The sequence below is a fragment of the Janthinobacterium sp. 75 genome, assembly GCF_004365495.1.
Classification (GTDB): domain Bacteria; phylum Pseudomonadota; class Gammaproteobacteria; order Burkholderiales; family Burkholderiaceae_D; genus Janthinobacterium.
Genome location: NZ_SORD01000001.1, coordinates 4,575,158 through 4,596,261, shown reverse-complemented (window position 1 = coordinate 4,596,261; position 21,104 = coordinate 4,575,158). Strand labels below are relative to the sequence as shown.

Below are 21,104 nucleotides of genomic sequence, written 5' to 3'. Positions count from 1 at the left end.
GCTTACAGCTCGATGGGCGCCACCTCGGTGCCGATGTCGGGCGCCGCGTAATGCATGCTGAAATACACGAAAGCGCCGATATTGAGGGCGACCGTGATCCAGAACAGGATGCGGAACGAGCGCTTGCTGGACTTGTGGCGCAGCCATTGCTGGGCCAGCACGGCCCCCGGCCAGCCGCATAGCAGTCCCAGCAGTAGCAAGGTGCGTTCCGAGGTGCGCCAGCGGCCCTGTTTGGCAGCCGACTTGTCGATCGCATAGGCAACGAAGCAGCTCAGGCTCAGCACGCCATACACGAGGGCGACCAGGGCGGGAATGTGGAAAAAGAACGTGGCCAGTAAATACAGAGCGACAAAGAACAGGATGACAAGGTAGGGCATAGGATGTGCAGACTTGAGCGGAGGGCGTGAGTATCCCACACGGGGAGCGATATTGCCGCCTAAAACAAACAGCCTTGTGCCGTATCCACATGCACGGCGCGGCGCCTGGCGTGGCCCGTCTTCAGCGCTTCGCGCTCGCTGGACAAGGAAATGCCTTCCAGTGCCAACAGGGTTGCCTTGGCATGCAGGCCGCCCGCAAAACCCGTCAGTTCGCCCGTGGCGCCGATGACGCGGTGGCAGGGGGCGATGATGGAAATGGGGTTCTTGCCGTTGGCGGCGCCCACGGCGCGCACGGCGGCGGGGCGGCCGATCTGGCGCGCGATCTCGCCATAGCTGCGGGTTTGGCCATACGGTATCGTCAGCAGCGCGCGCCAGACTTCTTGCTGGAATGGCGTACCGGAAAAATCGAGCGGCACATCAAAGCATTGCAGCGTGCCGGCAAAATAGGCGCGCAGCTGGCGTGCCGTTTCCTGCAGCACGGTGCAACCGTCATCGACGCGCATCTGGCCCAGGCGCACGCGGTTCGGCGTGTCGTTTTCCCACAGGATGGCGGCCAGCGCCGCCCCGCGCGCCACCAGGGTCAGCTCGCCCACGGGCGAGGGCACCACGAGGCAGTCGTATTCCATGTTTCTTCCTTGGATCAGATGGCGCCAGTGTAGCAGGATGGCGGCATGCCGCGTATTGCGTGTAGGATGGCGTTTTTCGGCACGGAGCACTTGCTGTGACAAACATTGCCACTTATGACGCCATCCGCGCGATTGCCTTGCGGCTGGTGCAGGAACACTACCCCACGGCCGTGGCGGCCATCATCGGCGGCTCGTTCGCCACGGGCCGGCAGACGCCCACTTCCGATATCGACTTGCTGCTGCTGTTCGAGCACGTCGATTGCGCCTGGCGCGACACCCTTGTCGCCGAGGGACGCACGGTGGAACTGTTCGGGCATGACCAGGGCACGTTCACGTACTTTTGCCAGGAAATGGATGCACCGGGCGGCACGGTGCCGCTGGCGATGATGGTGGTGGAAGGGGAAAATATCCTCACTGGCAGCGATGCCTACGCCCGGCTTCACGCGCTGGCGCAAGGCATCGTCGTGGCCGGGCCGCCCGTGCTCCAGCTCGACAATGTGCAGCGGCGCCGCTACGCCATCACCACCGGGCTGGAAGACCTGGTCGACAGTCGGCACCCGGGCGAGGCGCTGGCCATGGCTTGCCAGCTGTATCAAGCGCTGGCCGACCTGCACCTGCGCGCGGCCGGCGAATGGAGCGGCGGCGGCAAGCACCTGTTCCGCCGCCTGCAGGCATTCGACGCCGATGTCGCCGCCCAGCTCGATGGTGCCCTGCGCCTGGTTGCCAGCGACTTGCCTGCCGGCCAGCGCGCCTTCGAGCAGCTGAGCGCCGTCGTGCTGGCGCCCGTGGGCGGACCCTTGCTGGAAGGATTTACCTTGCCCGCACCCGCCCACTGGCGTGCTTAGAATACCGTGCGCACGGACAGGCTGATGTTGCGCGGCTCGCCCCAGAACACGCCGTCGAAGAAGCCCACGTTGCGGTAGTACTTTTTATCGAGCAAGTTATTCACGTTCAGCTGCACGCTGGCGTGGCTGTTGAGCGCGTAGCTGGCCATGGCGTTGACCAGCGCATAGCCCGCTTGCGGGATGTTGGTGATGGTTCCTGATGGCGGGCGGCCGTACCACGATTCGCTGTAGGTGGCGCTTTGCGCCGTCATGCTGGCGCCTGCTTTCAGGCCAGCCAGGCGGCCGTCGAAGCGGAAGCTGGTGGCCAGGCGCAGCAAATGGCGCGGTTGCGTGGTGGCGGCGCGGCGGCCATCGGCCTCGGCCGCGTGCAGATAGGTGTAGCCGCCGCTCGCTTCCCAGGCGGGCGTGATCTGGCCGGAGACGTCGAATTCCACGCCCTTGGCCGTGATGCCGGCGCCATTGGCCACCATGGCCTGGCCACCGTCGGGCAGCAAAAATCCTGGCGGCACGCTGCGGTCGAGTTCCGCCAGATTCTTTTTCTTCGTGTGAAACACGGCGGCCGACGCGTTCAGCTTGCCTTCATAGAATTCGCCCTTGATGCCCAGTTCCGCATTGTCGCCCGTTTCCGGCGCCAGGAACTGGTTGTTGCGGTCCTTGCTCGATTGCGGGTTGAACAGCTGCGTGAAGCTGGCGTAGGCCGAATATTGCTTGTTGATATCGAACACGGCGCCCACATACGGCGTGACTTCATTGCGCGTTTCCGTAAAGTCGCCGCTGCCCGTGTACACGCCTTGCGTATTGTAGTTGCGCGTATCCGTGCGGTAAGTGCTGCTGCGCGCGCCGATGATCACGTGCAGCGGGTCGGCCAGGCTCAAACGCGTGGCCACATAGCCGCCCGCCAGGCGCGTCACGGTTTCCGTGTGCGCGCCGTCCGGGTGGAAGACGGGGCGGGGGATGTTGCCCGTCCAGCTGCGGTAATCGGGGATAAAGGCCGGGTAATTGATTTCCGCCTCGCCGCCCAGCGAGCGGGCGCGCTGGTTGCCGCCGTTCCAGCCGGCGATGGCCGTATGCTTGCGTCCCAGCAAGGTGAACGGTCCGCTGGCGTAGACGTCGAAATTGTCGCTGGTATTCTTGCCCGCGCCCCAGGCGCCCGTCCACAGGCGCATGCCTGCACCGGTGGCCGGGTCGGGGTAACCCGCGCCCGCGTAGGCGACGGTGGTGCGGTTCGTGCTTTCCGTGCGCGCATAACCGAGGTGCATATTCCAGTTGCCGGGCAGGCGCTGGTCCAGCGACGTGAACAGCGTATGCTGCTTGTTGGCCCAGGTGCTCCATGGCGTCGTGAAACTGGTGTTGCGCGGCAAGTTGGCCAGGCTGCCATCCGCATTCCAATAGGGCACGGCACCCCAGGTGGCGCCTGTCGGCTTGTTGTCCTGGAAGTCGACGCCGGCCGTCAGCAGGGTGCCGGGACGCAAGTCCGCCTCGACGATGAGCATGCCGACTGTCTTGCGCTCGTGATACATATCCAGGTAGGAATCGCGTTTTTGCCAGGCCAGGGCCGTGCGTGCGCGCACGCTGCCTTCGGCGTTCAGCGGCGTGGACAGGTCGGCCTCGAAGCGCTGGTCATCCCAGCGTCCCATGATGAGTCCGGCGCTGGCCTGGAATTCCTTCGTCGGCCGCTTGCGTATCATGTTGATGGTGGCCGACGGATCGCCCGTGCCGCCCATCAGGCCGGTGGCGCCGCGCACGACTTCGATGCGGTCATACAGGATGGTGTCTTGCAGCGGCGCATTGCCGCCGCGCGCCATGCCGTCGATCTGGAGATTGTTGATGCCGAAGCCGCGCGCATAAAACGTCGTGCGCTCCGTGTCGTTCTGGCCTACCTGAATGCCCGTCGTCTGCGCCAGTGCCTGGTCCAGGCGCACAGCGCCCAGGTCGTCGAGCAACTGGCGTGTGATGATGCTGACCGATTGCGGCGTTTCGCGCAGGGACAGGTCCATGCGCGTGGCGCTGCGCGCTTCGCCTGCCGTGTACGATTGCGTGCCTTCCGTAGTCGCCGTCGACTGGCCCAGGACGGTGACGGCCGGCATGGTCACATCGGTCGCAGCGGCGTCGGTGGCCTGTGCCGGCAGGGCCACGCCGGCGGCAAGACTGAGCAGGCTGATGTGTAATAAACGGGGCAGGGGGCGCAAGGCGGGCTGGCGCGAAGTAGAGAGTTCGGTAGTCGATTGCATTATTTTCCTGGCATATTTTTAGTCGTGTTTTCCTATCTCGTCTGGCGAAGTGCGCAGTAGCTGGGGGATGGCATGACGCTGGCCCGTGGTCTGGCTTGGATAGCAGTTCCACCGCAAGGCCCGGCGCGAACGGGTAGTGGAAAAGAAGGGCGCGCGATTTCCGTCGCATTGCGAATAGGAATCATTATCAATATAGATGATATTTGCTACATAATCAAGCGAACGCACCAAAAGAGTGCAGGCAGGCCAGAAGCGGCGCATTGGCTGGCCTTCTGCGATAATGCGGGGCTGATAAAATATTTTCCTTATTGAAAGAAATGCATGCGTACATGGATCGCTTGTGCCGGATGGTTGTGTGTCGTGTCGCTGGGCCAGGCCCAGGAGCACGCGCCGCCGCCAGCTGTTCCCGCGCCGCTGCAGAGCGCCAGCATGCCGCCCGCCATTGATGCCGTGCCTGGCACATCTGCTGCGCCGACGCTGCCGACGGTGCCGGCGCCCGCAGAAGACGCCTTGCCCTCGCAAACGGTGACGATCACGGCCAACAGCGACGCCAAGGCGCCGCGCATCCGTTTCACGGCGTACCGCGAGAGTTATCTGACGGCCAGGAAGGTGTGGCAAGTGTCGAGCGGCAGTGTGGTCATGGCCCTGCGCCTGATTCCGGCCAAGCTGAGCGCCACCATCGACGATGTGCGCGTGGCCCTGCAAGGCAATGGCGCCCCTGTGCCGATCAAGGTGTCCGACGGCGGCGTGTTTGTCGTGCCGCTCAATGAGGACATTGCCGCGCAGGATGGCACGTTCCTGGTGAACAAGGGCAGGGGCGAACTGACGGCAAATATCGTGCTGCAGCCGTCCGTGGCGCGCGATGCGTGGAATGTCACGCGCGTGGGGCAAGTCCTGCGCGACGCGCGGCGCGCCGTGCGGGCCATCACGCCGTGGTACAAGCGGCCGTTCGCCAGCGATGTGCAATCGCTGGCGTTTTGCGCGGCCGAGCGGGGCAGCGCCTTGCAGTTGATGGATGGTGAACAGCTGATCGCTACCTTGCCCATGCACGAGCCGGCCGTCAACGACATCAACCAGCCCGTGTTTTGCAAGATTTTCGACGGCGAAGACAAATACCCGGGACACTACCGCGTGGTCTTGCCCGAGCAAGCCACGGTGCTGCTGCTGTAGTGTCTAGTTCGGCTGGCGCTGTACCAGCTCCAGGGCCGCCGCCAGGGCCAGGTCCATGGTGGCCTGATGAAAGATCAGCCATTGCGGCAAGAGCGATAGCGCATGGCGCCCCTGTTCCAGGTCGCCTTCATCGACGGCGGCCCACGCATGGTGCAATCCGCTGAGCACGCGCGCATGCTGTTCGCGGTGGTTGGCCAGCGAGGGAAAGGCGATTTGCTCCATCAAATCCTCCTCTTCGCGGAAATCGCGTTCGACGGCCGCAATCAGGTCGCGAAACGCCATGCTGAAATGCTGGTCGCTCAACTGCCCCAGCCGCGCAAGTTCTTGAAACAGCGCCTCATGCGCTTCGTCAATGGCGGGAACGCCCAGCGCCATCTCATCCTTCCAACCCGATATACCCATGCCGATGCTCCCGGTTAAGTCCGTCGCGATGTGGAGCGGACTGTTCCAGTGTGGGCGCAGCAAAGGTGGAAATCCATGATCTGGATCAAAAGTATGGCGAAGTGGAGAAAGTGTGGGCTACTGATCAATTTCAACAAAAAGTGGGGAACAAATTCCCACGTGCTACAAGGCGCTTTTGGAACGTGCATGCCACTAGCGAGCGCCGCTGAAAAACGCCGTCAGCAGCGCTTTCTCAGGCCCGCGTATTACTTAGTGCTTGGGCCAGTGGGCCCACAGGGCCTGCGCATCGACATTCGGCACCTGCAATTGCTGCCCGGCCGACAACTGCATGGTATCCCTCAACACGAGGGGGGCGAGCATCAAGGCCGACAGGGCAAGGCAGGCCAGCACTTTAAGCGTCAACATGGTCGTCTCCCGGTGTCCCGGTGGCGGCGCGGGGATGCGGCGCCTGCCGGTCACTTCCTTATGTACTACCATGCTTGCAGTTTAGTTCATCTGATTGTAATTTCAACTTATTGCTGTGATGCACCGCACCAGTTCGCCTATTGCCAGGGTCTTATTTTGCCTTGCGGCGGCGCCGCGGCTTGTCTGTTGGCGGAAGAAAGGAATCGAACCACACCTGCGTCAACTGCTGCGTATTTTTCGCCGCTTCACGCTTGACGGCGGCCGTGGCATGGCCGCGTGCCGTGCTGGCGATGCGGTTAGCGGCGCTCAGGTACATGCTCATCCAGGGGTTCTTCATGGCTAGTCTCGCAGAAAGTGGGTGGGGCGGCGCTTGTGCCGCGATGTCCCCACTCTAATCCGATGGCTGGCGCTGACTGTGCGCCCGCCCACATAGCCGGGCGGCGCCGGCAATGTGCTGAGGCAGATCAATACACGTCGCGGCGGTAGCGTCCGGCCGCCAGCAGGGCGTCGAGACCTTCCTGGCCCAGCACTTCTTGCAGTACAGCATCGATGCCAGCCGCCATGCCTTGCAGGCTGCCGCACACGTAGACGATGGCGCCTTGCGCAAGCCAGTCACGCAGTTCATCCGCGCAGGCGCGCAGGCGATCCTGCACATATTCACGTTTGCCACCTTCCTTGCCATCGCGCGAAAAGACGCGGTCCAGGCGTGCCAGGTGGCCAGTGTCGAGCCAGCCTTGCAACTCTTCGCCGCAGACGCTGTCAAAAGCTTGCTGGCGCTCGCCGAACAGCAGCCAGTTGCGTGCCAGCCCCGCCCGCCGGCGTGCGCGCAGGTGCGCCCGCAGGCCCGCCAGGCCGGAACCGTTGCCAATATAGATGCAGGGCACGTCGACCAGGGCGGGCGCGAAGGCGGGATTGGCTTGCAGGCGCAGGCGGATGGTGGCGCCCGGCGGCGCGAAGCGCGTCAGCCAGCCGGAACAGAGGCCAAAGCCCTGGTTGTCAATGCCCGCATGGCGTTCCTGGCGCACCAGCAACTGCAGTTCGCCGTCCGATGGCAGCGAAGCGAGCGAATAGCTGCGCGGCGCATATTGTGCAAAATGTGCGTCGCCCTCGCTGCCGTCCGCGTTGCACCCGATGATTTCGGCCAGCGCACCCGCTTCCCAGGTGGCTTCGGCCGGGCCTGTCAAGGTGATTTCATGCAGTTCGCCGCCCAGGCTGCCCGGGTTGAGCAGCACGCGGCGCAGCAAACGCCACTCGTCATATGACGCGTCTTCCTGCACGCCGATGGCGTCGATGGCGCTGCCGCTGCAGCGGGCCAGCGCTTGCGACCAGTCGGCCAGCGCGTTCGCGTCGTGTTTGTCGACTTCGATCAGGGGGAACAATGGCGTTGCGCCCAGCGTTTGCAACTGTTGCGCCAACGCATGGCCAAAGCCGCAGAAGGCGCTGTAATGGCGGTCGCCCAGGGCCAGCACACCCACTTGCAATCCAGCCAGCGGCGTGCCCGATGTTTGCTGCAACAGGCGCGCGAAGCGGCGCGTGCCGTCCGGCGCCTCGCCTTCGCCAAAGGTGCTGGCGACGATCAGGGCCCGTTCGTACTGGCGCAATTGTGCGGGATCAAAGCGGTCCAGCGATTGCACATCGACGGCCACGCCCGCCTGCTGCAGGGCGCGCGCGCTTTCCAGCGCCAGGCGCTCGGCCTGGCCCGACTGGCTGGCGTAGGCCACCAGGGTGACCAATCCAGTATTTTTCTTGCCCGTCGCGCCGGCGCCCAGCATGGCCCGCTGCGCCTGCACAGCCCGTTTTGCCTTGCGGCGGCCCAGGTACAGCATCCAGCCCGTGATGGCGAACAGGGGCAGGCCCAGGCTGGCCACGGTGACGATGATGCGGCCCGGCAAGCCGAAATACGTGCCCATGTGCAGCGGATAAATGATGTTGACGAGGCGCGCTCCCAGCGCCTGCTGGCTGTACGGGTCGTTTTCCGTGACCGTGCCATCGGCCGGCAGAATACTCATGCGGCTGCGCGCCCGCTCGTGCGGTGCATCGCTGGCCAGCCACGTGAATTGCACGGCTTCTCCGGAACGGGTGGGCAGGCGCACCGTGGCCAGGGTCCAGCCGGGGGCGTGCTGCTGGAAACTGCTCCAGGCCAGGCCGATGTCGACGGCGGGCGATTGCTCCTTGGGCGCGCCTTTCTTGCCTGGTGCTTGCGCCACCCGTGGGGGCTTGCCTGCCCAGGCGTCGATGTTGTCGCGCACCACGTCATAGCTCCAGTAAATGCCCGTCAGGGTCAGTGCCACGTAGACGAGCAGGCACCAGGTGCCGGCCACGGCGTGCAAGTTCCACAGGAAGGAGCGGCCTTTCAAGGCCGGGTCGACGGTCAGCCAGGTGCGCCAGTCCAGCGGGCGGCGCGGCCAGCGCAGGTACAGGCCGGACAGCGCCAGGCCGAGCAGGCACAGCGCCAGCGCGCCCGCCACTTGCCGGCCCGGATCGCGGGGCAGCAGCAGCCAGCGGTGCAATGACTCCGTCCACTCGAAAAAGCCCGCGCCCGCCAGCGCCGGCCGGGTGGCGCCCGTGTACGGATGTACATAGATGGACTCGCCACGCCGCTGGCCATTCTTCGGCATGAAGAACAGGCGCGGCGCGGCGCCTGCCTGCGCATACACGGTGATGGACGCCACGCGCTGGCCGTGTTCGGCTGCGGCAATGCTGCTCAGCTGGGCGGGCGTCAGCGGCGCGCGGGTTTCCACGGCCACATGGCGCACGCCGGGATTCATGATATCGAGCAATTCCTCCTTGAAGGCCAGGGTGGCCCCGCTCAGGCCGATGATCACCAGCACCGTGCCGGCCGTGATGCCGATGAACCAGTGCAGTTGAAACCAGACCTGCTTCCAGCTCCAGTGCCAGCGCCTTTGTTGCGGCGCGGCGGCAAGCGGGCGCTGCTGGCGGGTATCCGAAGCAGCGTCAGCGCTGGCGCGCAGCTGGGGTTGTGGAAGGGCGGAGGTCGTCATGGCGGCTTTCGATAGCGCTGCCATGCGGGGCGTCAGGCATGGCAGGGAAGAAGGAAGGCTGACATATTAACGCAAACGAGAATCATTCGCAAATGATGGTGTGCATTTTCGCGGGGCGGGGCCGTCGTCTTGCCCATCCTCCTGCCCATCCCTGTCTGGCCATCCTCCTGGCCATTCTCGTTTGCCTGATCGGGCGCCAGAGGCGCTACAATAGGGATACTGTTCACTAGTTACCATTGCTGCCATGACCACTTCCACACCGAATCTCGTCGTCACTCCATCCGCCCACCCCTTGTCCGACGCCGAGCGCGCCGCGCGCATGGTCAGTCCCGCCTTCGGCCGCATCTTCACGGACCACATGGTGGTAATTCCTTACCGTGATGGCAAGTGGCAGCAGGGCGAACTGAAGGCTTACGGCCCGCTGATGCTGGACCCGTCCGCCTCGTCCCTGCACTATGGCCAGGCCATTTTCGAAGGCTATAAAGCGTTTGCCCAGCCCGATGGCAGCATCAAGACATTCCGTCCAGAACAAAATGCCGCGCGTTTCAACCGTAGCGCCGCGCGCCTGGCCATGCCGGCCATCCCTGTCGAGCTGTTCCTGGAAGCGGGCGACGCGCTCATTTCCCAGGATCGCAACTGGGTGCCGAAGAACACGGGCGAGAGCCTGTACATGCGTCCGCTGATGATCGCCACCGATCCTTACCTGGGCGTGCGTCCATCGGAAGAATACCTGTTCGTGCTGTTCGCCTCGCCGGCCGGCGCCTATTTCCCGAAAGGCGTGAAGCCTGTCACCGTGTGGATCAGCGAAGACTTCGTGCGCGCCGCGCCGGGCGGCACCGGTGAAGCCAAGTGTGCAGGCAACTACGCGGCCAGCCTGATGGCCCAGTCGCAAGCACAAGAGAAGGGCTGCGACCAAGTCGTGTGGCTGGACGCCGTGCACCGTGAATTCATCGAAGAAATGGGCGGCATGAATTTGTTCTTCGTCTACAAGGATGGCGAGAAAATCACCGTCGTGACGCCGGAACTGACGGGCACCTTGCTGCCAGGCATTACCCGCCGCAGCCTGCTGGAAATGGCCAAAGACCTCGGCTATGCCACCGAAGAGCGTAAATTGTCCGTCCAGCAATGGCGCGACGACATCGCCTCGGGCCGCATGACGGAAGTGTTCGCCTGCGGCACGGCCGCCGTCATCACGCCCGTGGGCGTGGCCAAGGCTAACGGCTTTGAAATGACCATCAACAACAATGAAAACGGCGCCGTCACCCTGGCCCTGCGCGAAGCGCTGCTGGGCTTGCAGCATGGCACGGCTCCTGATACGCATGGCTGGATGCACACCGTTTGCTAATAGATGTCACCTGACCAAACCTACTGCGCGTCGCGCTTTGCGGCCGGCGATGCTCACCGTACTAGAGTACGGTTGCGCTTCTCGGCCACAAATCACTGACGCTCGCTACGGTTTTGTCAGGTGTCGTGACTGATGTTGTTCGTTTTGACCCCGCCGGCACTTTGTTGTCGGCGTTTTTACATCTTGAAGGAAATACGATGAAAATTCGCTCTGTCTTGCCCGCGCTGGCCGCCATTTTCCTCAGCCTGTCGGCCGGTGCCGTCCACGCGGCCGACGCCACCTGCGCCATTCCCCGCAACGTCAGCTACTACGATTACGACGTCAAGCCGTCGGACGAGAAAAACACCTGCTACAAGCAAAGCACGAACGTGCCCACTGATTCCTTCATCCTGGCGCTGTCGTGGTCGCCCGGTTTTTGCGACAGCCAGCGCCGCCGAGGCGAAGTGTCGAAAAAAGCCGCCTTCCAGTGCGCCGAGAGCAACCACTTCGGCTGGATCGTGCATGGCTTGTGGGCGCAGTCGGCCAATCCGGCCACCTGCGAGGATATTTCCGTGACGCCGCCGCGCAAGACGGAGCTGCATCCGCGTTACTGCAAGGGCAATCTGCCGAAGCTGGCGCCGTCCGAGATCTTGCCCTACATGTGCATGCAGCCCGGTGAAGCCTTGCTGCAGGGCGAATGGGAGAAGCATGGCGCCTGCGATTTCGCTACGGCCAAGGAATATTTCGAGAAAGAACGTGAATTGTTCCAGGCCTTGAAATTGCCGGACAGCACCATGCCAAAGAATGAGCTGTTCCAGTGGATGAAGCAGCACAACCCGCAACTGAAGGGCCGCTGGCTGGGCTATGAAAAGCACTCGGGCGAGTTGCGCATCTGTTATTCGAAAGAGTACAAGGTCATCGACTGCCAGAAGTGATGCAGGGGAATTGGCGGGCCTGCCCGGCAGAGTCCATCCATCCATGCTAGTGTCTTGCCTGCGGCGAGTTGCCGCGCACGCTAGGCATGACGAACAGGCAACATGATGAAGCAGAAAAACGGGGCGCAGCCCTTCCTCGTGGGCGAGGACGGCTTGCCGCCCGATGCCCGGTTATGGGCCATGCTGGCGCTGGCCATTGGTGTGGGCATGGCCTCGCTCGATACGGCGATCGCCAACACCGCCTTGCCGGCCATCGCCAGCGAGCTGCACACGACGCCGGCCGCTTCCGTCTGGATCGTGAATGTGTACCAGTTGGCCATGGTGGCGACCCTGCTGCCGTTTTCCGCCCTGGGCGAGATCGCCGGCTACCGTCGCGTGTTTATCTCCGGCATGTTTTTATTTACCCTGGCATCGCTCGCTTGCGCACTGGCCTGGTCCTTGCCGTCGCTGGTGGTAGCAAGGTTTTTTCAAGGCGTCGGCGCCAGCGCCATGATGAGCGTCAATACGGCGCTGCTGCGCGCCCTGTACCCTAAACATTTGCTGGGCCGCGCGTTCGGCAACAATGCGCTGGTGGTGGCTGTCGCGTTCGCCATCGGGCCCACGGCCGCCTCGCTGATCCTGGCGACGGCGTCGTGGCCGTGGCTGTTCGCCATCAATGTGCCGTTGGGCGTGATCGGCTTCTTCCTCGCCAGCCGCATGCTGCCGGCGACAAAACTCTCAGGGCACACGCTCGATGCGCGTACGGCGCTGTACAACGTGGGCGCCTTCGGCTTGCTCATTTTGCTGTTTGGCGATGCTGCCCATCACGCGTCCAGCGCCGTCCTGCTGCCGGAACTGGTGGCCGTGGCCGTGTTCTTTGTCTTGCTGCTGCGCCGCCAGGCGGGGCACGTGGCGCCCATGTTGCCCATCGACCTGTTTCGCCGCCCCCTGTTCCTGCTGTCATCGCTGACGGCCATCTGCACGTTTGCCGCGCAAGGACTGGCCTTCGTCTCGCTGCCATTCTATTTTGAAGTGACACTGGGCCGCTCACCCGTCGAGACGGGTTTTTTGATGACGCCTTGGGCCGTGCTGGTAGCCGTGATGGCGCCCGTGGCCGGGCGTTTGAGCGACCGTTATTCACCGGGCGTGCTGGGCGGCATCGGCCTTGCTGCGCTGGCCGGCGGCTTGCTGACATTGGTGTGGATACCGGCCCATCCGAGCGCTTTTGACATCGGCTGGCGCATGGCCTTGTGCGGCATCGGTTTCGGCTTTTTCCAGGCGCCCAATTTGAAAGCCATCATGGGCAGCGCGCCGCCCGAACGGGCTGGCGGCGCCAGCGGCGTGGTAGCCACGTCGCGCCTGATCGGACAGGCCACGGGCGCGGCGCTGGTCGCGTATTGTTTTACTGTTTCCGCCGCCAAGGGCACGACCTATGCGCTGTGCCTGGCGGCAGGATTCGCCGCCGTGGCCAGCATCGCCAGCTTTTCGCGCCTGGTGGTGGCGCAGCCGGCATGGCCGCAAGGCAGGCGCGACTGACGGGGTTGGGTCAGACGTCGATGGCCTTGTCTGACTGCATGCGCTTGCGCAACTCGAACTTCTGGATCTTGCCCGTCGAGGTGCGGGGCAGGGGGCCAAAATAAATGGCCTTCGGCACCTTGAAACCGGCCAGGTTGTTCTTGCAAAAGGCGATCAATTCCGCTTCCGTCACGGTGCCGCCTTCGCGCAGTTCGACGAAGGCGCATGGCGTCTCGCCCCATTTCTCGTCCGGCTGGGCGATGACTGCGGCGGCCAGCACCTGCGGGTGGTGGTACAGCGCATCTTCCACTTCCACGCTGGAAATATTCTCGCCTCCGGAAATGATAATGTCCTTGCTGCGGTCCTTCAGCTTGATATAGCCGTCCGGATACATGACGCCCAGATCGCCCGTGTGGAACCAGCCACCGGCGAATGCTTCCTGCGTCGCCCTTTCATTCTTCAGGTAACCCTTCATGCAGATGTTGCCTCGGAACATGATCTCGCCGATCTGCTCGCCGTCGGCCGCCACGTGCTGCATGGTTTCCGGGTCAATCACGGCGACCGCGCTTTGCAAATGGTAGCGCACGCCCTGGCGCGACTTTAATACCGCCCGCTCTTCCTGGCTCAAAGCCGCCCATTCGTCCTGCTCGGCGCAGATGGCGGCCGGGCCATATACTTCCGTCAAGCCATACGAGTGGATCAGATCAAAGCCCATGGCTTCGATCTTTGCCACCATGGCCGCTGGCGGCGGCGCGCCGGCCACCATGCCGCGCACTGACCAGTCGATTCCTTCGCGCCAGTTGGCGGGCGCGTTGGCCAGGGCTGCGTGCACGATGGGCGCCGCGCAATAGTGGGTGATGCGCAATTCGCGCATCAGGTCGAACACCAGTTTCGGCTCGAACTTGCGCAGGCACACGTTGACGCCGGCGCGCGCGGCGATGGTCCACGGGAAGCACCAGCCATTGCAGTGGAACATGGGCAAGGTCCACAGGTAGACGGCATGCTTGGGCATGTCCCACTCTAATATGTTTGACAGGGCATTCAGGGCCGCGCCCCGGTGATGGTAGACCACGCCTTTGGGGTCGCCCGTGGTGCCGGACGTGTAGTTGAGGGCGATGGCATCCCACTCATCTGCTGGCGGCTGCCAGTCGTAATCGGGGTCGCCGCTGGCCAGCAAGCTTTCGTAGTCGAGGTCGGAAAAAGCCTCCACTTCCGGTCCCAGCACGTCATTGACCTGGATCACGCGCAGACCCGGGATCTGCGCCGCCATCTGGCGCGCCAGCTCGGCAAACTCCGTGTCGGCCAGCAAGACTTTCGCCTGGCCGTGGCGCAGCATGAAGGTCAAGGAGGCCAGGTCGAGGCGGATATTCAGTGCGTTGAGGACGGCGCCGGCCATGGGCACGCCAAAGCTCGCTTCCACCATGGCGGGCGTGTTCGGCAGCATCACGGCCACCGTGTCGCCCGTGCCCACGCCCAGCTTGATGAGGCCGGAGGCCAGGCGGCGCGTGCGCGCATACGTTGTGCGCCAGGTCTGGCGCACGGCGCCATGTGCAATTGCCAGGCGATTGCCATATACTGCGGCTGCCCTGGCGATATAGTCGAGCGGGGTGAGGGCGGCGTAGTTGGCGCTGTTTTTGCCGAGGCCGGTGTTGAAATCAGGTGTCATGCTTGTCTCCTGGTAAATAATATTGGCACTGGAATTCTGTAGCTCCCTGTTTCGGGATTGATACCGGCAGCATAGCACCGGCACTTGGAAATCACTGTCATCTTAGTGACAGGTCTGAAAGATGGAATGGATAGCAACGATAGTGTAGACCGTGCGGTGCCTGAACTCGATAGCCACGACTGGTTCAAGGCCCTCGATACGCGGCATCAGGCTCTGTTGCGCGCCGGCAGCGTGCTCCGGCATTACGAGGCGGGCGCCTTCATCACGCGGCGCGGCGAACCGTCGGCGCACTGGATAGGCGTGCACACGGGTTTGATCAAGCTGGCCGTCTACAACGCCGATGGGCGCGGCGCCACGTTTTCCGGCGTGCCGGCGGGCGGCTGGTGCGGCGAGGGCAGCGTGCTCAAGCGCGAACTGCGCCGCTATGACGTGGTGGCCGTGCGCGCCGCGAACATCATCCTGGTGCCGGTGGAGCTGTTTCATCTTCTGCTGGCCGAAAGCTTGTCGTTCAATGCCTTCGTCATCCGCCAGCTGAACGAACGCATGGGCCAATTCATCGCCACCATCCAGAACCAGCGCCTGCTGGCCGTCGACGCGCAAGTGGCGCAAGCGATCGCGCAGCTGTTCCACCCCATGCTATACCCGCGCACCTCCAGCGTGCTTGAGCTGTCGCAGGAAGAAATCGGTTTGCTGACCGGCATTTCGCGCCAGAGGGTGAACCTGGCCCTGGGCCGTCTTGCCGAATTGAAGCTGATCAGCATTGCCTACCAATCCATCCGCGTGGTGGACCTGGACGGCTTGCGCCGCTACGGCGTGGCGTCGCTGTGATGACAGACTGTTTGCGCGATGTGTGGCATGCTAATGGCTTGTTCACCAGATTGACCTGACGCATGGCCCTCGTTTCCGATCATCCCTTGCACTTGCTGGGCTTGCGCTTTCCGCTCAGGCTGCGCGTGACCGTGCGCCAGGGTTTTGTAACCTTGCACAATGAAATCACCACCAAAAAACTGGGCAGCGGCGACAGCTTTGTCGTGCCCGCTTTCTTGCGCTTTGCCTGCGACGTGATGCCGGGGCGAGGCAAGCCGGCCGTGTTCACCCTGGCGCTGGAAGGCGACGCGCCGGAAGGCAGCCACGGCGGCGGCAAGCGCTGGAGCCAGGCGCTGGCGCAGCACATCTTTGATACGCCGCAAGGCAAATGGACGGCGGCGCGTCTGGCGGCCCTGTGGCAAGTGACGCCGCACAAGGCCAGGGCGCGCCTGTTTGCCGAGGGCGAGGCTTTGCTCAGCCTGGTGCGCGAACAGCGCCTGGCGCACGCGCTGCACACGGCGGCCCAAGCGGGCGCCGGTGGCGAAGGCGGCGAGCGCGACCTGGCGCAAGTGGCGGCCGGTTCCGGTTTCGCCTCGATCCCCGCGTTTTGCGACGCCTGCGTGGACGTGGCGGGCGTGCGCCCCAGCCTGTTCCTGCGGGGACAGGTGGGCGCGCTTGCGCAACGCGAAAGCCATACTCCGCTATAATCGGAGGCATGGGATCTTTATTGAAGCGCAAACAGTGGCATCTGTGGTTCGCCTGCCTGGCGATACTGCTCAATGCGCTGTCGCCGTCCCTGTCATATGCGTTTGCCTCGCTGCACGCGAACGCGAACAATGCCGCCGTCGAGATTTGCTCGGCCAGTGGCGCCGTCTACACGCAAGCGGACCTGGCGCCAGCCGTCAAATCCACCACCGATTCCGTTTTGCACCACATCGAGCACTGCCCGTTCTGCATGAGCCATGCGGGTAGTGTGGGCCTGCCGCCGCCGTCATCATCGCCGCTGGCCGTCATCACGGGCCACGACCACTATCCGCCCCTGTTCTACCAGGCGCCCCGGCCCCAGTTTGCGTGGCTGGGCGCCCGCCCGCGCGGCCCGCCCGCGCTGGCCTGAGCATCGCTGTTCTGCCTGCCGCACTGCGGCAGGGCATCTATCTCTTAATTTGTATTCACTATGCCCATTGGGCTGGAATTACCATGAAACGTCGTCTTTTCCTTCTCGCCGGCACGGCGGGACTGCTCACGCTTGCCGCTTGCGAACAAGCACCGAAACCCCATTACAACGGTCTGGACTTGACGGGAGGCGATTACAAGCCCGACTTCAAATTGAGCGGCCCCGATGGCAAGGTCTACACCCTGGCCGATTTCAAGGGCAAGTATGTGATGGTCTTCTTTGGCTTCACGCAATGCCCGGACGTGTGCCCGACTGCCCTGTCGCGCGCGCTGGAAATCCGCCAGAAACTGGGCGCCGATGGGGATAAACTGCAAGTGATCTTCATCAGCATCGACCCCGAGCGCGACACGCCCGAGTTGCTGGGCGAATACATGCGCGCCTTCGATCCCAGCTTCCTGGGCTTGCGCACGGACCCGCAGGCAACGGCGCAGACGGCCTTCAACTACAAGGTCTTTTACCGCCGCGTGCCCAGCGGCAGCTCGTACACGATGGACCACACGGCCATCAGCTATGTGCTCGATACCGAGGGGCGCATGCGCCTGGGCTTGAAACACCAGCTGACGGGCGACGAGTGCGTGCAAGACATCAAGACCCTGATGAAATCGAAATACACCTTATAACAACACCGAGGAAATAATCATGACCCATTTGAAAACCCTGCTGGCCACGGCCCTGACCGTGCTGTCTTTCTCCGCCGTCGCACAAAACAGTGTGCAGATTACCGACCCGTGGGTGCGCGCCACCGTGCCGCAGCAAAAAGCCACGGGCGCCTTCATGCAGATCACGGCACCGAAAGCCATGCGATTGCTGGAAGTGCGCTCGCCCGTGGCCGGCGTGGCGGAAATCCATGAAATGAGCATGACGGACAATATGATGCGCATGCGCCAGGTCAAGGAAATCGCCTTGCCGGCCGGCAAAGCCGTCGAACTGAAGCCGGGCGGCTACCACGTGATGCTGCTGGAACTCAAAGGGCAAGTAAAGGCGGGCGACAAGATCCCGCTGACCCTGGTGCTTGAGGGCGAGGACAAGCACCGCGAAACCATCGAAGTCAATGCCGTGGCACGTCCGCTGGGTGCGACCTCGACTTCACCCGCGATGCCCGCGATGAAACACTAACTCTGCCGCAATGCGCTTGAAAAGCCCGGTGCGCCGGGCTTTTTTGCGTCCATTTGAAAGTTAAACGGCTGTTTGATACAATGGAGGGCAATATTAAACAGCTGTTTAAATAATGGGAATGGCATGACGGAACAGATGGAAAACGATAAGGTCGGCGAACCGGCGCGTGCGCGTATCCTGCAGGCGGCGGCGGACCTGTTTGCCGAGGAGGGCTACAAGGCCGCGTCCGTGCGCAGGATATGCGAGGCGGCGAGGGTCAATGTGGCGATGGTCAATTACTATTTTCATAGCAAGGAAGAGCTGCACCTGGCCGCCTTCGACCATGCGCGCGAGCTGGCGCGGGCCTCGGCCGCCGACGTGGCGGCCGCCAGCGCGAGGGCGCAGCTGCCGCCTGTGGAACAGTTGCGCCTGGCCATCGAGGCGTTGGTGTCCGATATGCTGCGCTCGGGGTCGGCGTCGCTCTTCAGCCGCCTGGTGGCGCGCGAACTGATCGAACCGACGGCCGCCATCCACAAGCTGGCCGAACGTAATGTGCGCCCGCAGCATGCCTTGTTCACGGGTTTGATCCGTGGCGTGGTGGGGCCTTCCATGCCGGCGGACGTGGTGCAGAAATGCGTGTTCAGCGTGATCGGCCAGGCCGTGTTCTATGCCCGTTCGCGCATCGTGCATGAACTGGTGGTGCCGGAAATGACGTATGACGAGGCGGGCATCGCCAGCATCGCGCGCCATGTGTCGCAATTCTCGCTGGCGGCCCTGGCTGGCTTGCGCCGCCAGTGTGACGATGCGCAGGCGGGCGCATGAAGGCCCGCAACCTGACCCTGGTGCTGGCCGGCCTGGCCATGCTGGGCCCGTTCGCCACCGATACATTTTTGCCATCATTTCCCGCGATCGGCATGCATTTCGACGTCAGCAGCGTGCTGGTGCAGCAAACCCTGAGCGTCTACCTGGCCGCCTATGCCTTCATGACCTTGTTCTACGGCACCTTGTCCGACTCCTTCGGCCGCCGTCCCGTGATCCTCGCTTCCCTGCTGATCTTTGCCGTCGGCTCCATCGGCGCCGCGTTTGCGCCCAGCTTTGGCTGGCTGCTGTTCTTCCGTGGCATGCAGGGCGCCTCGGCGGGAGCGGGCAGGGTAGTCGGGCAAGCCATCGTGCGCGACACCCTGTCGGGCGCGGCCGCGCAAAAGATGCTGGCCAATATCATGATGGTGTTCGGCATCGCGCCCGCCATCGCCCCCATCATCGGCGGCTGGCTGCACGTGGCCTATGGCTGGCAATCAACGTTCGTGTTCACCTTTTCCGTCACGGTGCTGCTGGCGTTCGCTTGCCTGAAAGGCTTGCCGGAAAGTTTATCCGTCGAGCAACGCCAGCCTTTCCATCCAGGCAACATCGCGCGCAATTACTGGCTGGCGTTGCGCCACCGGGCATTTCTCTTGCGTTCGCTGGCCGTGGCCTTCGCCTTCGGCGGTTTCGCCCTGTACATCGCGTCCGCGCCGCATTTCATCCTGGAATTGCTGCGCCTGCCGGAAACGGCGTTTGGCTGGATGTTCATCCCCATGGTGGCCGGTTTGGTGCTGGGCTCGGCGCTGTCGGGCAAGCTGGCCCATGCTGTGAAAAGCACCGTGCTGGTGCGCTGGGGCTTGCTGGCCATGGCCGCCACGGGGGCGATCAACATAGGCTACAACCACTGGTTTAGCGCCAGCATCCCCTTTGCCGTCGTGCCGGTGATGCTATACGCCTTCGGCATGTCGCTGGCCTTGCCGGGCATGACCATGTCCACGCTCGACATTTTCCCGCAGATGCGGGGCCTGGCCGCCTCCTTGCAAAACTTCGTGCAAATGCTGGTGTTTGCGCTGGTGTCCGGTTTTGTCGCACCCTTGCTGTTCGACAGTGCCTTCAAGCTGGCGCTGGGACAGGCTTCGGCCGTGGCGCTGGCCGCCGTGTTCTGGTGGCTGGGCAGCCGCCAGGCGGCGGGGCAGGGCGCATCTGCCATTATTAAAACAATATGATAGGCCTTGGAAAATAGTGGCATGCTTCCTGCTTTGTTACACTGTGACAATCAGACCCGTGCTGCGGGCGCCAAAGCACGCGCGCGGGTCTAAGCAGTTTTGCAACTTTACCTTTGGCTATCATGCACTTGATTAACTCCAGTTTGAACCACGCCTTGCGCGTGCCGCTGGCTGCGGAAATCCACTCGCGGCCGTTTTTGCAGCTCGATGCCCCCGAGCTGATCACCCATCTGGCCGTCTACAAGGATGACAGCGCGGCACCGGGCGCGTCGAATATGGCGGCCCAGCACGCCACTTTGGCTGCCCTGTGCACGCATTTCGGCGTCACGCCCCCGACCACCGAAGCCAAGTATTTTTATTACGACTTTGGCCGTTTCCGCCTGAAATGGGAATGCCACACGGAATTTGCCACGTTTACCTTCGCCGAACATGGGGGCGCCGCCTTGCCGCTGGAGCAGGCGTTCGAGCGCATGCCGTTGGAACAGTTGCCGCAGCAATGGCTGGCGGGCTTGAAGGGCAAGCTGATGGTGGCCGCGCACGTGGTGCTGGAGCAGGCGACGGAGCCCGCCGAGATTTTCATGCAGGATTTGTCACGCGTATTCGAGGGCAATACCCTGGCCGGCAGCAAGGTGTTGCAGGGTGGCGAATTGTGGACGGACTTCACCATCCAGTCTGACGGCTTCAGCCGTTTCGTCATCCGCGATGCGGGCATGCGCTCGCAGCAGTCGGGCCGTTTGGTGCAGCGCGTGCTGGAAATCGAAACCTACCGCATGATGGCATTGCTGGGCTTGCCCTACGCCATGCAGGCGGCGCCATCCTTGAACGCCATCGAGAACGAACTGGCGACCTTGGCCGCCGCCATGGTAGACACCGATGACGCGCCGGGCCTGGCCAAGGGCGACGAGGGCCTTGCGGAGCAAGCCTTGCTTGACCGCATCACGCGCCTGGCGGCCCGCATTGAAAAGCTGTCACTTGACAATAGCTACCGTTTTTCTGCCTCGAAAGCCTACATGGGCCTGGTCAAGGCGCGCATCGAGGAATTGCGCGAAGTGCGCATCGAGGGTATTCCCACGGTCGAGGAATTCATGGATCGCCGCTTGACGCCCGCCATGAATACCTGCGAAGCGATGGCCAGCCGACAGGAAGCGATGGCGCAGCGTATCGCCAACACGAATGATTTGCTGCGCACGCGCGTGGGCATCGTGCAGGAATTGCAAAACCGGCAAATCCTGCAATCGATGAACGCCCGCGCGGCGCAGCAGCTGCAGCTGCAGCAAGCGGTGGAAGGCCTCTCCGTGGCGGCAATCTCGTATTACGTAATCGGCCTGTTCAGCTACACGGGCAAGGCGGCCAAGGTGATGGGCTTGCCCGTGAACCCTGAAATCCTCGTCGGCGCCCTGGTGCCCTTCGTGGCGGCCGGCGTCTGGCTGGGGCTGCGGCGCATGCACCACAAGCTGCACGCGCACTGAGCGGGACGACAGGGGGGCAACATTTTTGCTATCTTCCGGCATTCGACCGTCAGGT

22 protein-coding genes are annotated in these 21,104 nt (G+C 63.3%); 14 read left to right on the top strand and 8 right to left on the bottom strand.

The genetic code is table 11. The features are described from left to right. Positions 1–2: 2 nt before the first annotated feature. On the bottom strand, positions 3–377 hold the full coding sequence (locus C8C89_RS20865) for a DUF1294 domain-containing protein (RefSeq protein ID WP_133992298.1): 375 nt from the start codon (positions 375–377) through the stop codon (positions 3–5). Positions 378–436: 59 nt separating this feature from the next. Continuing rightward, positions 437–1,003: a methylated-DNA--[protein]-cysteine S-methyltransferase gene (locus C8C89_RS20860; RefSeq protein ID WP_101480734.1), complete on the bottom strand. Its 567-nt coding sequence runs from the start codon at positions 1,001–1,003 to the stop codon at positions 437–439. Positions 1,004–1,098: 95 nt separating this feature from the next. Here C8C89_RS20860 and C8C89_RS20855 point away from each other — a divergent pair, with 95 nt between their 5' ends. Further along, positions 1,099–1,848 carry a nucleotidyltransferase domain-containing protein gene (locus tag C8C89_RS20855; protein WP_133992296.1) on the top strand — a complete coding sequence of 250 codons (750 nt, stop codon included), beginning with the start codon at positions 1,099–1,101 and terminating at the stop codon, positions 1,846–1,848. On the opposite strand, the gene C8C89_RS20850 is transcribed toward C8C89_RS20855, so the two are convergent. Continuing rightward, positions 1,845–4,079 (bottom strand): TonB-dependent siderophore receptor, encoded by a 2,235-nt coding sequence (locus C8C89_RS20850; RefSeq protein ID WP_133992294.1) that lies wholly within the window; start codon positions 4,077–4,079, stop codon positions 1,845–1,847. The two genes, C8C89_RS20855 and C8C89_RS20850, sit on opposite strands and share 4 nt — an antisense overlap. Before the next feature lie 72 nt (positions 4,080–4,151). Between C8C89_RS20850 and C8C89_RS20845 the strand changes: the two genes are divergently transcribed. Both C8C89_RS20845 and C8C89_RS20840 read left to right on the top strand, forming a co-directional pair. Then, positions 4,152–4,391, top strand: coding sequence for a hypothetical protein (locus C8C89_RS20845; protein WP_133992292.1), 240 nt, complete (start codon positions 4,152–4,154; stop codon positions 4,389–4,391). Positions 4,392–4,400: 9 nt separating this feature from the next. Further along, positions 4,401–5,249: a hypothetical protein gene (locus C8C89_RS20840; RefSeq protein ID WP_133992290.1), complete on the top strand. Its 849-nt coding sequence runs from the start codon at positions 4,401–4,403 to the stop codon at positions 5,247–5,249. A gap of 3 nt (positions 5,250–5,252) precedes the next feature. On the opposite strand, the gene C8C89_RS20835 is transcribed toward C8C89_RS20840, so the two are convergent. The 4 genes from C8C89_RS20835 to C8C89_RS20825 all read right to left on the bottom strand — a co-directional run bounded on the left by C8C89_RS20835 (position 5,253) and on the right by C8C89_RS20825 (position 9,058). After that, positions 5,253–5,651, bottom strand: coding sequence for a hemerythrin family protein (locus C8C89_RS20835; protein ID WP_101480738.1), 399 nt, complete (start codon positions 5,649–5,651; stop codon positions 5,253–5,255). A 249-nt stretch (positions 5,652–5,900) separates the two neighbouring features. After that, on the bottom strand, positions 5,901–6,056 hold the full coding sequence (locus C8C89_RS27075) for a hypothetical protein (RefSeq protein WP_160309290.1): 156 nt from the start codon (positions 6,054–6,056) through the stop codon (positions 5,901–5,903). A 151-nt stretch (positions 6,057–6,207) separates the two neighbouring features. Further along, complete coding sequence (locus C8C89_RS20830) at positions 6,208–6,393, bottom strand: hypothetical protein (protein ID WP_133992288.1); 186 nt, start codon at positions 6,391–6,393, stop codon at positions 6,208–6,210. Between the two features lie 127 nt (positions 6,394–6,520). Continuing rightward, complete coding sequence (locus C8C89_RS20825) at positions 6,521–9,058, bottom strand: sulfite reductase flavoprotein subunit alpha (protein WP_133992285.1); 2,538 nt, start codon at positions 9,056–9,058, stop codon at positions 6,521–6,523. Positions 9,059–9,302: 244 nt separating this feature from the next. Between C8C89_RS20825 and C8C89_RS20820 the strand changes: the two genes are divergently transcribed. The 3 genes from C8C89_RS20820 to C8C89_RS20810 all read left to right on the top strand — a co-directional run bounded on the left by C8C89_RS20820 (position 9,303) and on the right by C8C89_RS20810 (position 12,832). Further along, positions 9,303–10,403, top strand: a complete 1,101-nt coding sequence (locus C8C89_RS20820) for a branched-chain amino acid aminotransferase (RefSeq protein ID WP_101480740.1) — start codon at positions 9,303–9,305, stop codon at positions 10,401–10,403. A gap of 197 nt (positions 10,404–10,600) precedes the next feature. Next, positions 10,601–11,317 carry a ribonuclease gene (locus C8C89_RS20815; RefSeq protein ID WP_133992283.1) on the top strand — a complete coding sequence of 239 codons (717 nt, stop codon included), beginning with the start codon at positions 10,601–10,603 and terminating at the stop codon, positions 11,315–11,317. Between the two features lie 102 nt (positions 11,318–11,419). Then, positions 11,420–12,832, top strand: coding sequence for an MFS transporter (locus C8C89_RS20810; RefSeq protein ID WP_133992281.1), 1,413 nt, complete (start codon positions 11,420–11,422; stop codon positions 12,830–12,832). Positions 12,833–12,842: 10 nt separating this feature from the next. On the opposite strand, the gene C8C89_RS20805 is transcribed toward C8C89_RS20810, so the two are convergent. Further along, positions 12,843–14,477: an acyl-CoA synthetase gene (locus tag C8C89_RS20805; RefSeq protein WP_133992278.1), complete on the bottom strand. Its 1,635-nt coding sequence runs from the start codon at positions 14,475–14,477 to the stop codon at positions 12,843–12,845. A 126-nt stretch (positions 14,478–14,603) separates the two neighbouring features. On the opposite strand from C8C89_RS20805, the gene C8C89_RS20800 reads away from it, so the two are divergent. The 8 genes from C8C89_RS20800 (at position 14,604) to C8C89_RS20765 (ending at position 21,049) form a co-directional block, all read left to right on the top strand. Next, entirely contained in the window at positions 14,604–15,305 is a 702-nt protein-coding gene (locus C8C89_RS20800) for a Crp/Fnr family transcriptional regulator (protein WP_101480744.1), read from the top strand. A 62-nt stretch (positions 15,306–15,367) separates the two neighbouring features. Further along, on the top strand, positions 15,368–15,991 hold the full coding sequence (locus C8C89_RS20795; protein ID WP_133992276.1) for a hypothetical protein: 624 nt from the start codon (positions 15,368–15,370) through the stop codon (positions 15,989–15,991). Positions 15,992–16,011: 20 nt separating this feature from the next. Continuing rightward, a complete protein-coding gene (locus C8C89_RS20790) occupies positions 16,012–16,398 on the top strand; it encodes a DUF2946 domain-containing protein (protein WP_243858158.1) in 387 nt (128 codons plus the stop codon). Between the two features lie 83 nt (positions 16,399–16,481). Beyond that, positions 16,482–17,078 carry an SCO family protein gene (locus C8C89_RS20785; protein WP_101480747.1) on the top strand — a complete coding sequence of 199 codons (597 nt, stop codon included), beginning with the start codon at positions 16,482–16,484 and terminating at the stop codon, positions 17,076–17,078. 19 nt (positions 17,079–17,097) lie between these two features. After that, positions 17,098–17,574, top strand: coding sequence for a copper chaperone PCu(A)C (locus tag C8C89_RS20780; protein ID WP_180338414.1), 477 nt, complete (start codon positions 17,098–17,100; stop codon positions 17,572–17,574). Positions 17,575–17,697: 123 nt separating this feature from the next. Beyond that, positions 17,698–18,375, top strand: a complete 678-nt coding sequence (locus tag C8C89_RS20775; protein WP_133992272.1) for a CerR family C-terminal domain-containing protein — start codon at positions 17,698–17,700, stop codon at positions 18,373–18,375. Then, positions 18,372–19,580: a multidrug effflux MFS transporter gene (locus C8C89_RS20770; protein ID WP_133992270.1), complete on the top strand. Its 1,209-nt coding sequence runs from the start codon at positions 18,372–18,374 to the stop codon at positions 19,578–19,580. The genes C8C89_RS20775 and C8C89_RS20770 overlap by 4 nt, the downstream gene beginning before the upstream one ends. A gap of 122 nt (positions 19,581–19,702) precedes the next feature. Beyond that, complete coding sequence (locus C8C89_RS20765; RefSeq protein ID WP_101484470.1) at positions 19,703–21,049, top strand: DUF3422 domain-containing protein; 1,347 nt, start codon at positions 19,703–19,705, stop codon at positions 21,047–21,049. Positions 21,050–21,104 lie beyond the last annotated feature (55 nt).

What these genes read in the sequence shown, in the direction of transcription:
- C8C89_RS20845 (WP_133992292.1), top strand. Translation starts at nt 4,152, where the DNA reads ATGACGCTGGCCCGTGGTCTGGCTTGGATAGCAGTTCCACCGCAAGGC.
- C8C89_RS20830 (WP_133992288.1), bottom strand. Translation starts at nt 6,393, where the DNA reads ATGAAGAACCCCTGGATGAGCATGTACCTGAGCGCCGCTAACCGCATC.
- C8C89_RS20785 (WP_101480747.1), top strand. Translation starts at nt 16,482, where the DNA reads ATGAAACGTCGTCTTTTCCTTCTCGCCGGCACGGCGGGACTGCTCACG.
- C8C89_RS20835 (WP_101480738.1), bottom strand. Translation starts at nt 5,651, where the DNA reads ATGGGTATATCGGGTTGGAAGGATGAGATGGCGCTGGGCGTTCCCGCC.
- C8C89_RS20775 (WP_133992272.1), top strand. Translation starts at nt 17,698, where the DNA reads ATGACGGAACAGATGGAAAACGATAAGGTCGGCGAACCGGCGCGTGCG.
- C8C89_RS20780 (WP_180338414.1), top strand. Translation starts at nt 17,098, where the DNA reads ATGACCCATTTGAAAACCCTGCTGGCCACGGCCCTGACCGTGCTGTCT.
- C8C89_RS20820 (WP_101480740.1), top strand. Translation starts at nt 9,303, where the DNA reads ATGACCACTTCCACACCGAATCTCGTCGTCACTCCATCCGCCCACCCC.
- C8C89_RS20850 (WP_133992294.1), bottom strand. Translation starts at nt 4,079, where the DNA reads ATGCAATCGACTACCGAACTCTCTACTTCGCGCCAGCCCGCCTTGCGC.
- C8C89_RS20805 (WP_133992278.1), bottom strand. Translation starts at nt 14,477, where the DNA reads ATGACACCTGATTTCAACACCGGCCTCGGCAAAAACAGCGCCAACTAC.
- C8C89_RS20825 (WP_133992285.1), bottom strand. Translation starts at nt 9,058, where the DNA reads ATGACGACCTCCGCCCTTCCACAACCCCAGCTGCGCGCCAGCGCTGAC.
- C8C89_RS20860 (WP_101480734.1), bottom strand. Translation starts at nt 1,003, where the DNA reads ATGGAATACGACTGCCTCGTGGTGCCCTCGCCCGTGGGCGAGCTGACC.
- C8C89_RS20815 (WP_133992283.1), top strand. Translation starts at nt 10,601, where the DNA reads ATGAAAATTCGCTCTGTCTTGCCCGCGCTGGCCGCCATTTTCCTCAGC.
- C8C89_RS20810 (WP_133992281.1), top strand. Translation starts at nt 11,420, where the DNA reads ATGATGAAGCAGAAAAACGGGGCGCAGCCCTTCCTCGTGGGCGAGGAC.
- C8C89_RS27075 (WP_160309290.1), bottom strand. Translation starts at nt 6,056, where the DNA reads ATGTTGACGCTTAAAGTGCTGGCCTGCCTTGCCCTGTCGGCCTTGATG.
- C8C89_RS20795 (WP_133992276.1), top strand. Translation starts at nt 15,368, where the DNA reads ATGGCCCTCGTTTCCGATCATCCCTTGCACTTGCTGGGCTTGCGCTTT.
- C8C89_RS20765 (WP_101484470.1), top strand. Translation starts at nt 19,703, where the DNA reads ATGCACTTGATTAACTCCAGTTTGAACCACGCCTTGCGCGTGCCGCTG.
- C8C89_RS20770 (WP_133992270.1), top strand. Translation starts at nt 18,372, where the DNA reads ATGAAGGCCCGCAACCTGACCCTGGTGCTGGCCGGCCTGGCCATGCTG.
- C8C89_RS20865 (WP_133992298.1), bottom strand. Translation starts at nt 377, where the DNA reads ATGCCCTACCTTGTCATCCTGTTCTTTGTCGCTCTGTATTTACTGGCC.
- C8C89_RS20800 (WP_101480744.1), top strand. Translation starts at nt 14,604, where the DNA reads ATGGATAGCAACGATAGTGTAGACCGTGCGGTGCCTGAACTCGATAGC.
- C8C89_RS20840 (WP_133992290.1), top strand. Translation starts at nt 4,401, where the DNA reads ATGCGTACATGGATCGCTTGTGCCGGATGGTTGTGTGTCGTGTCGCTG.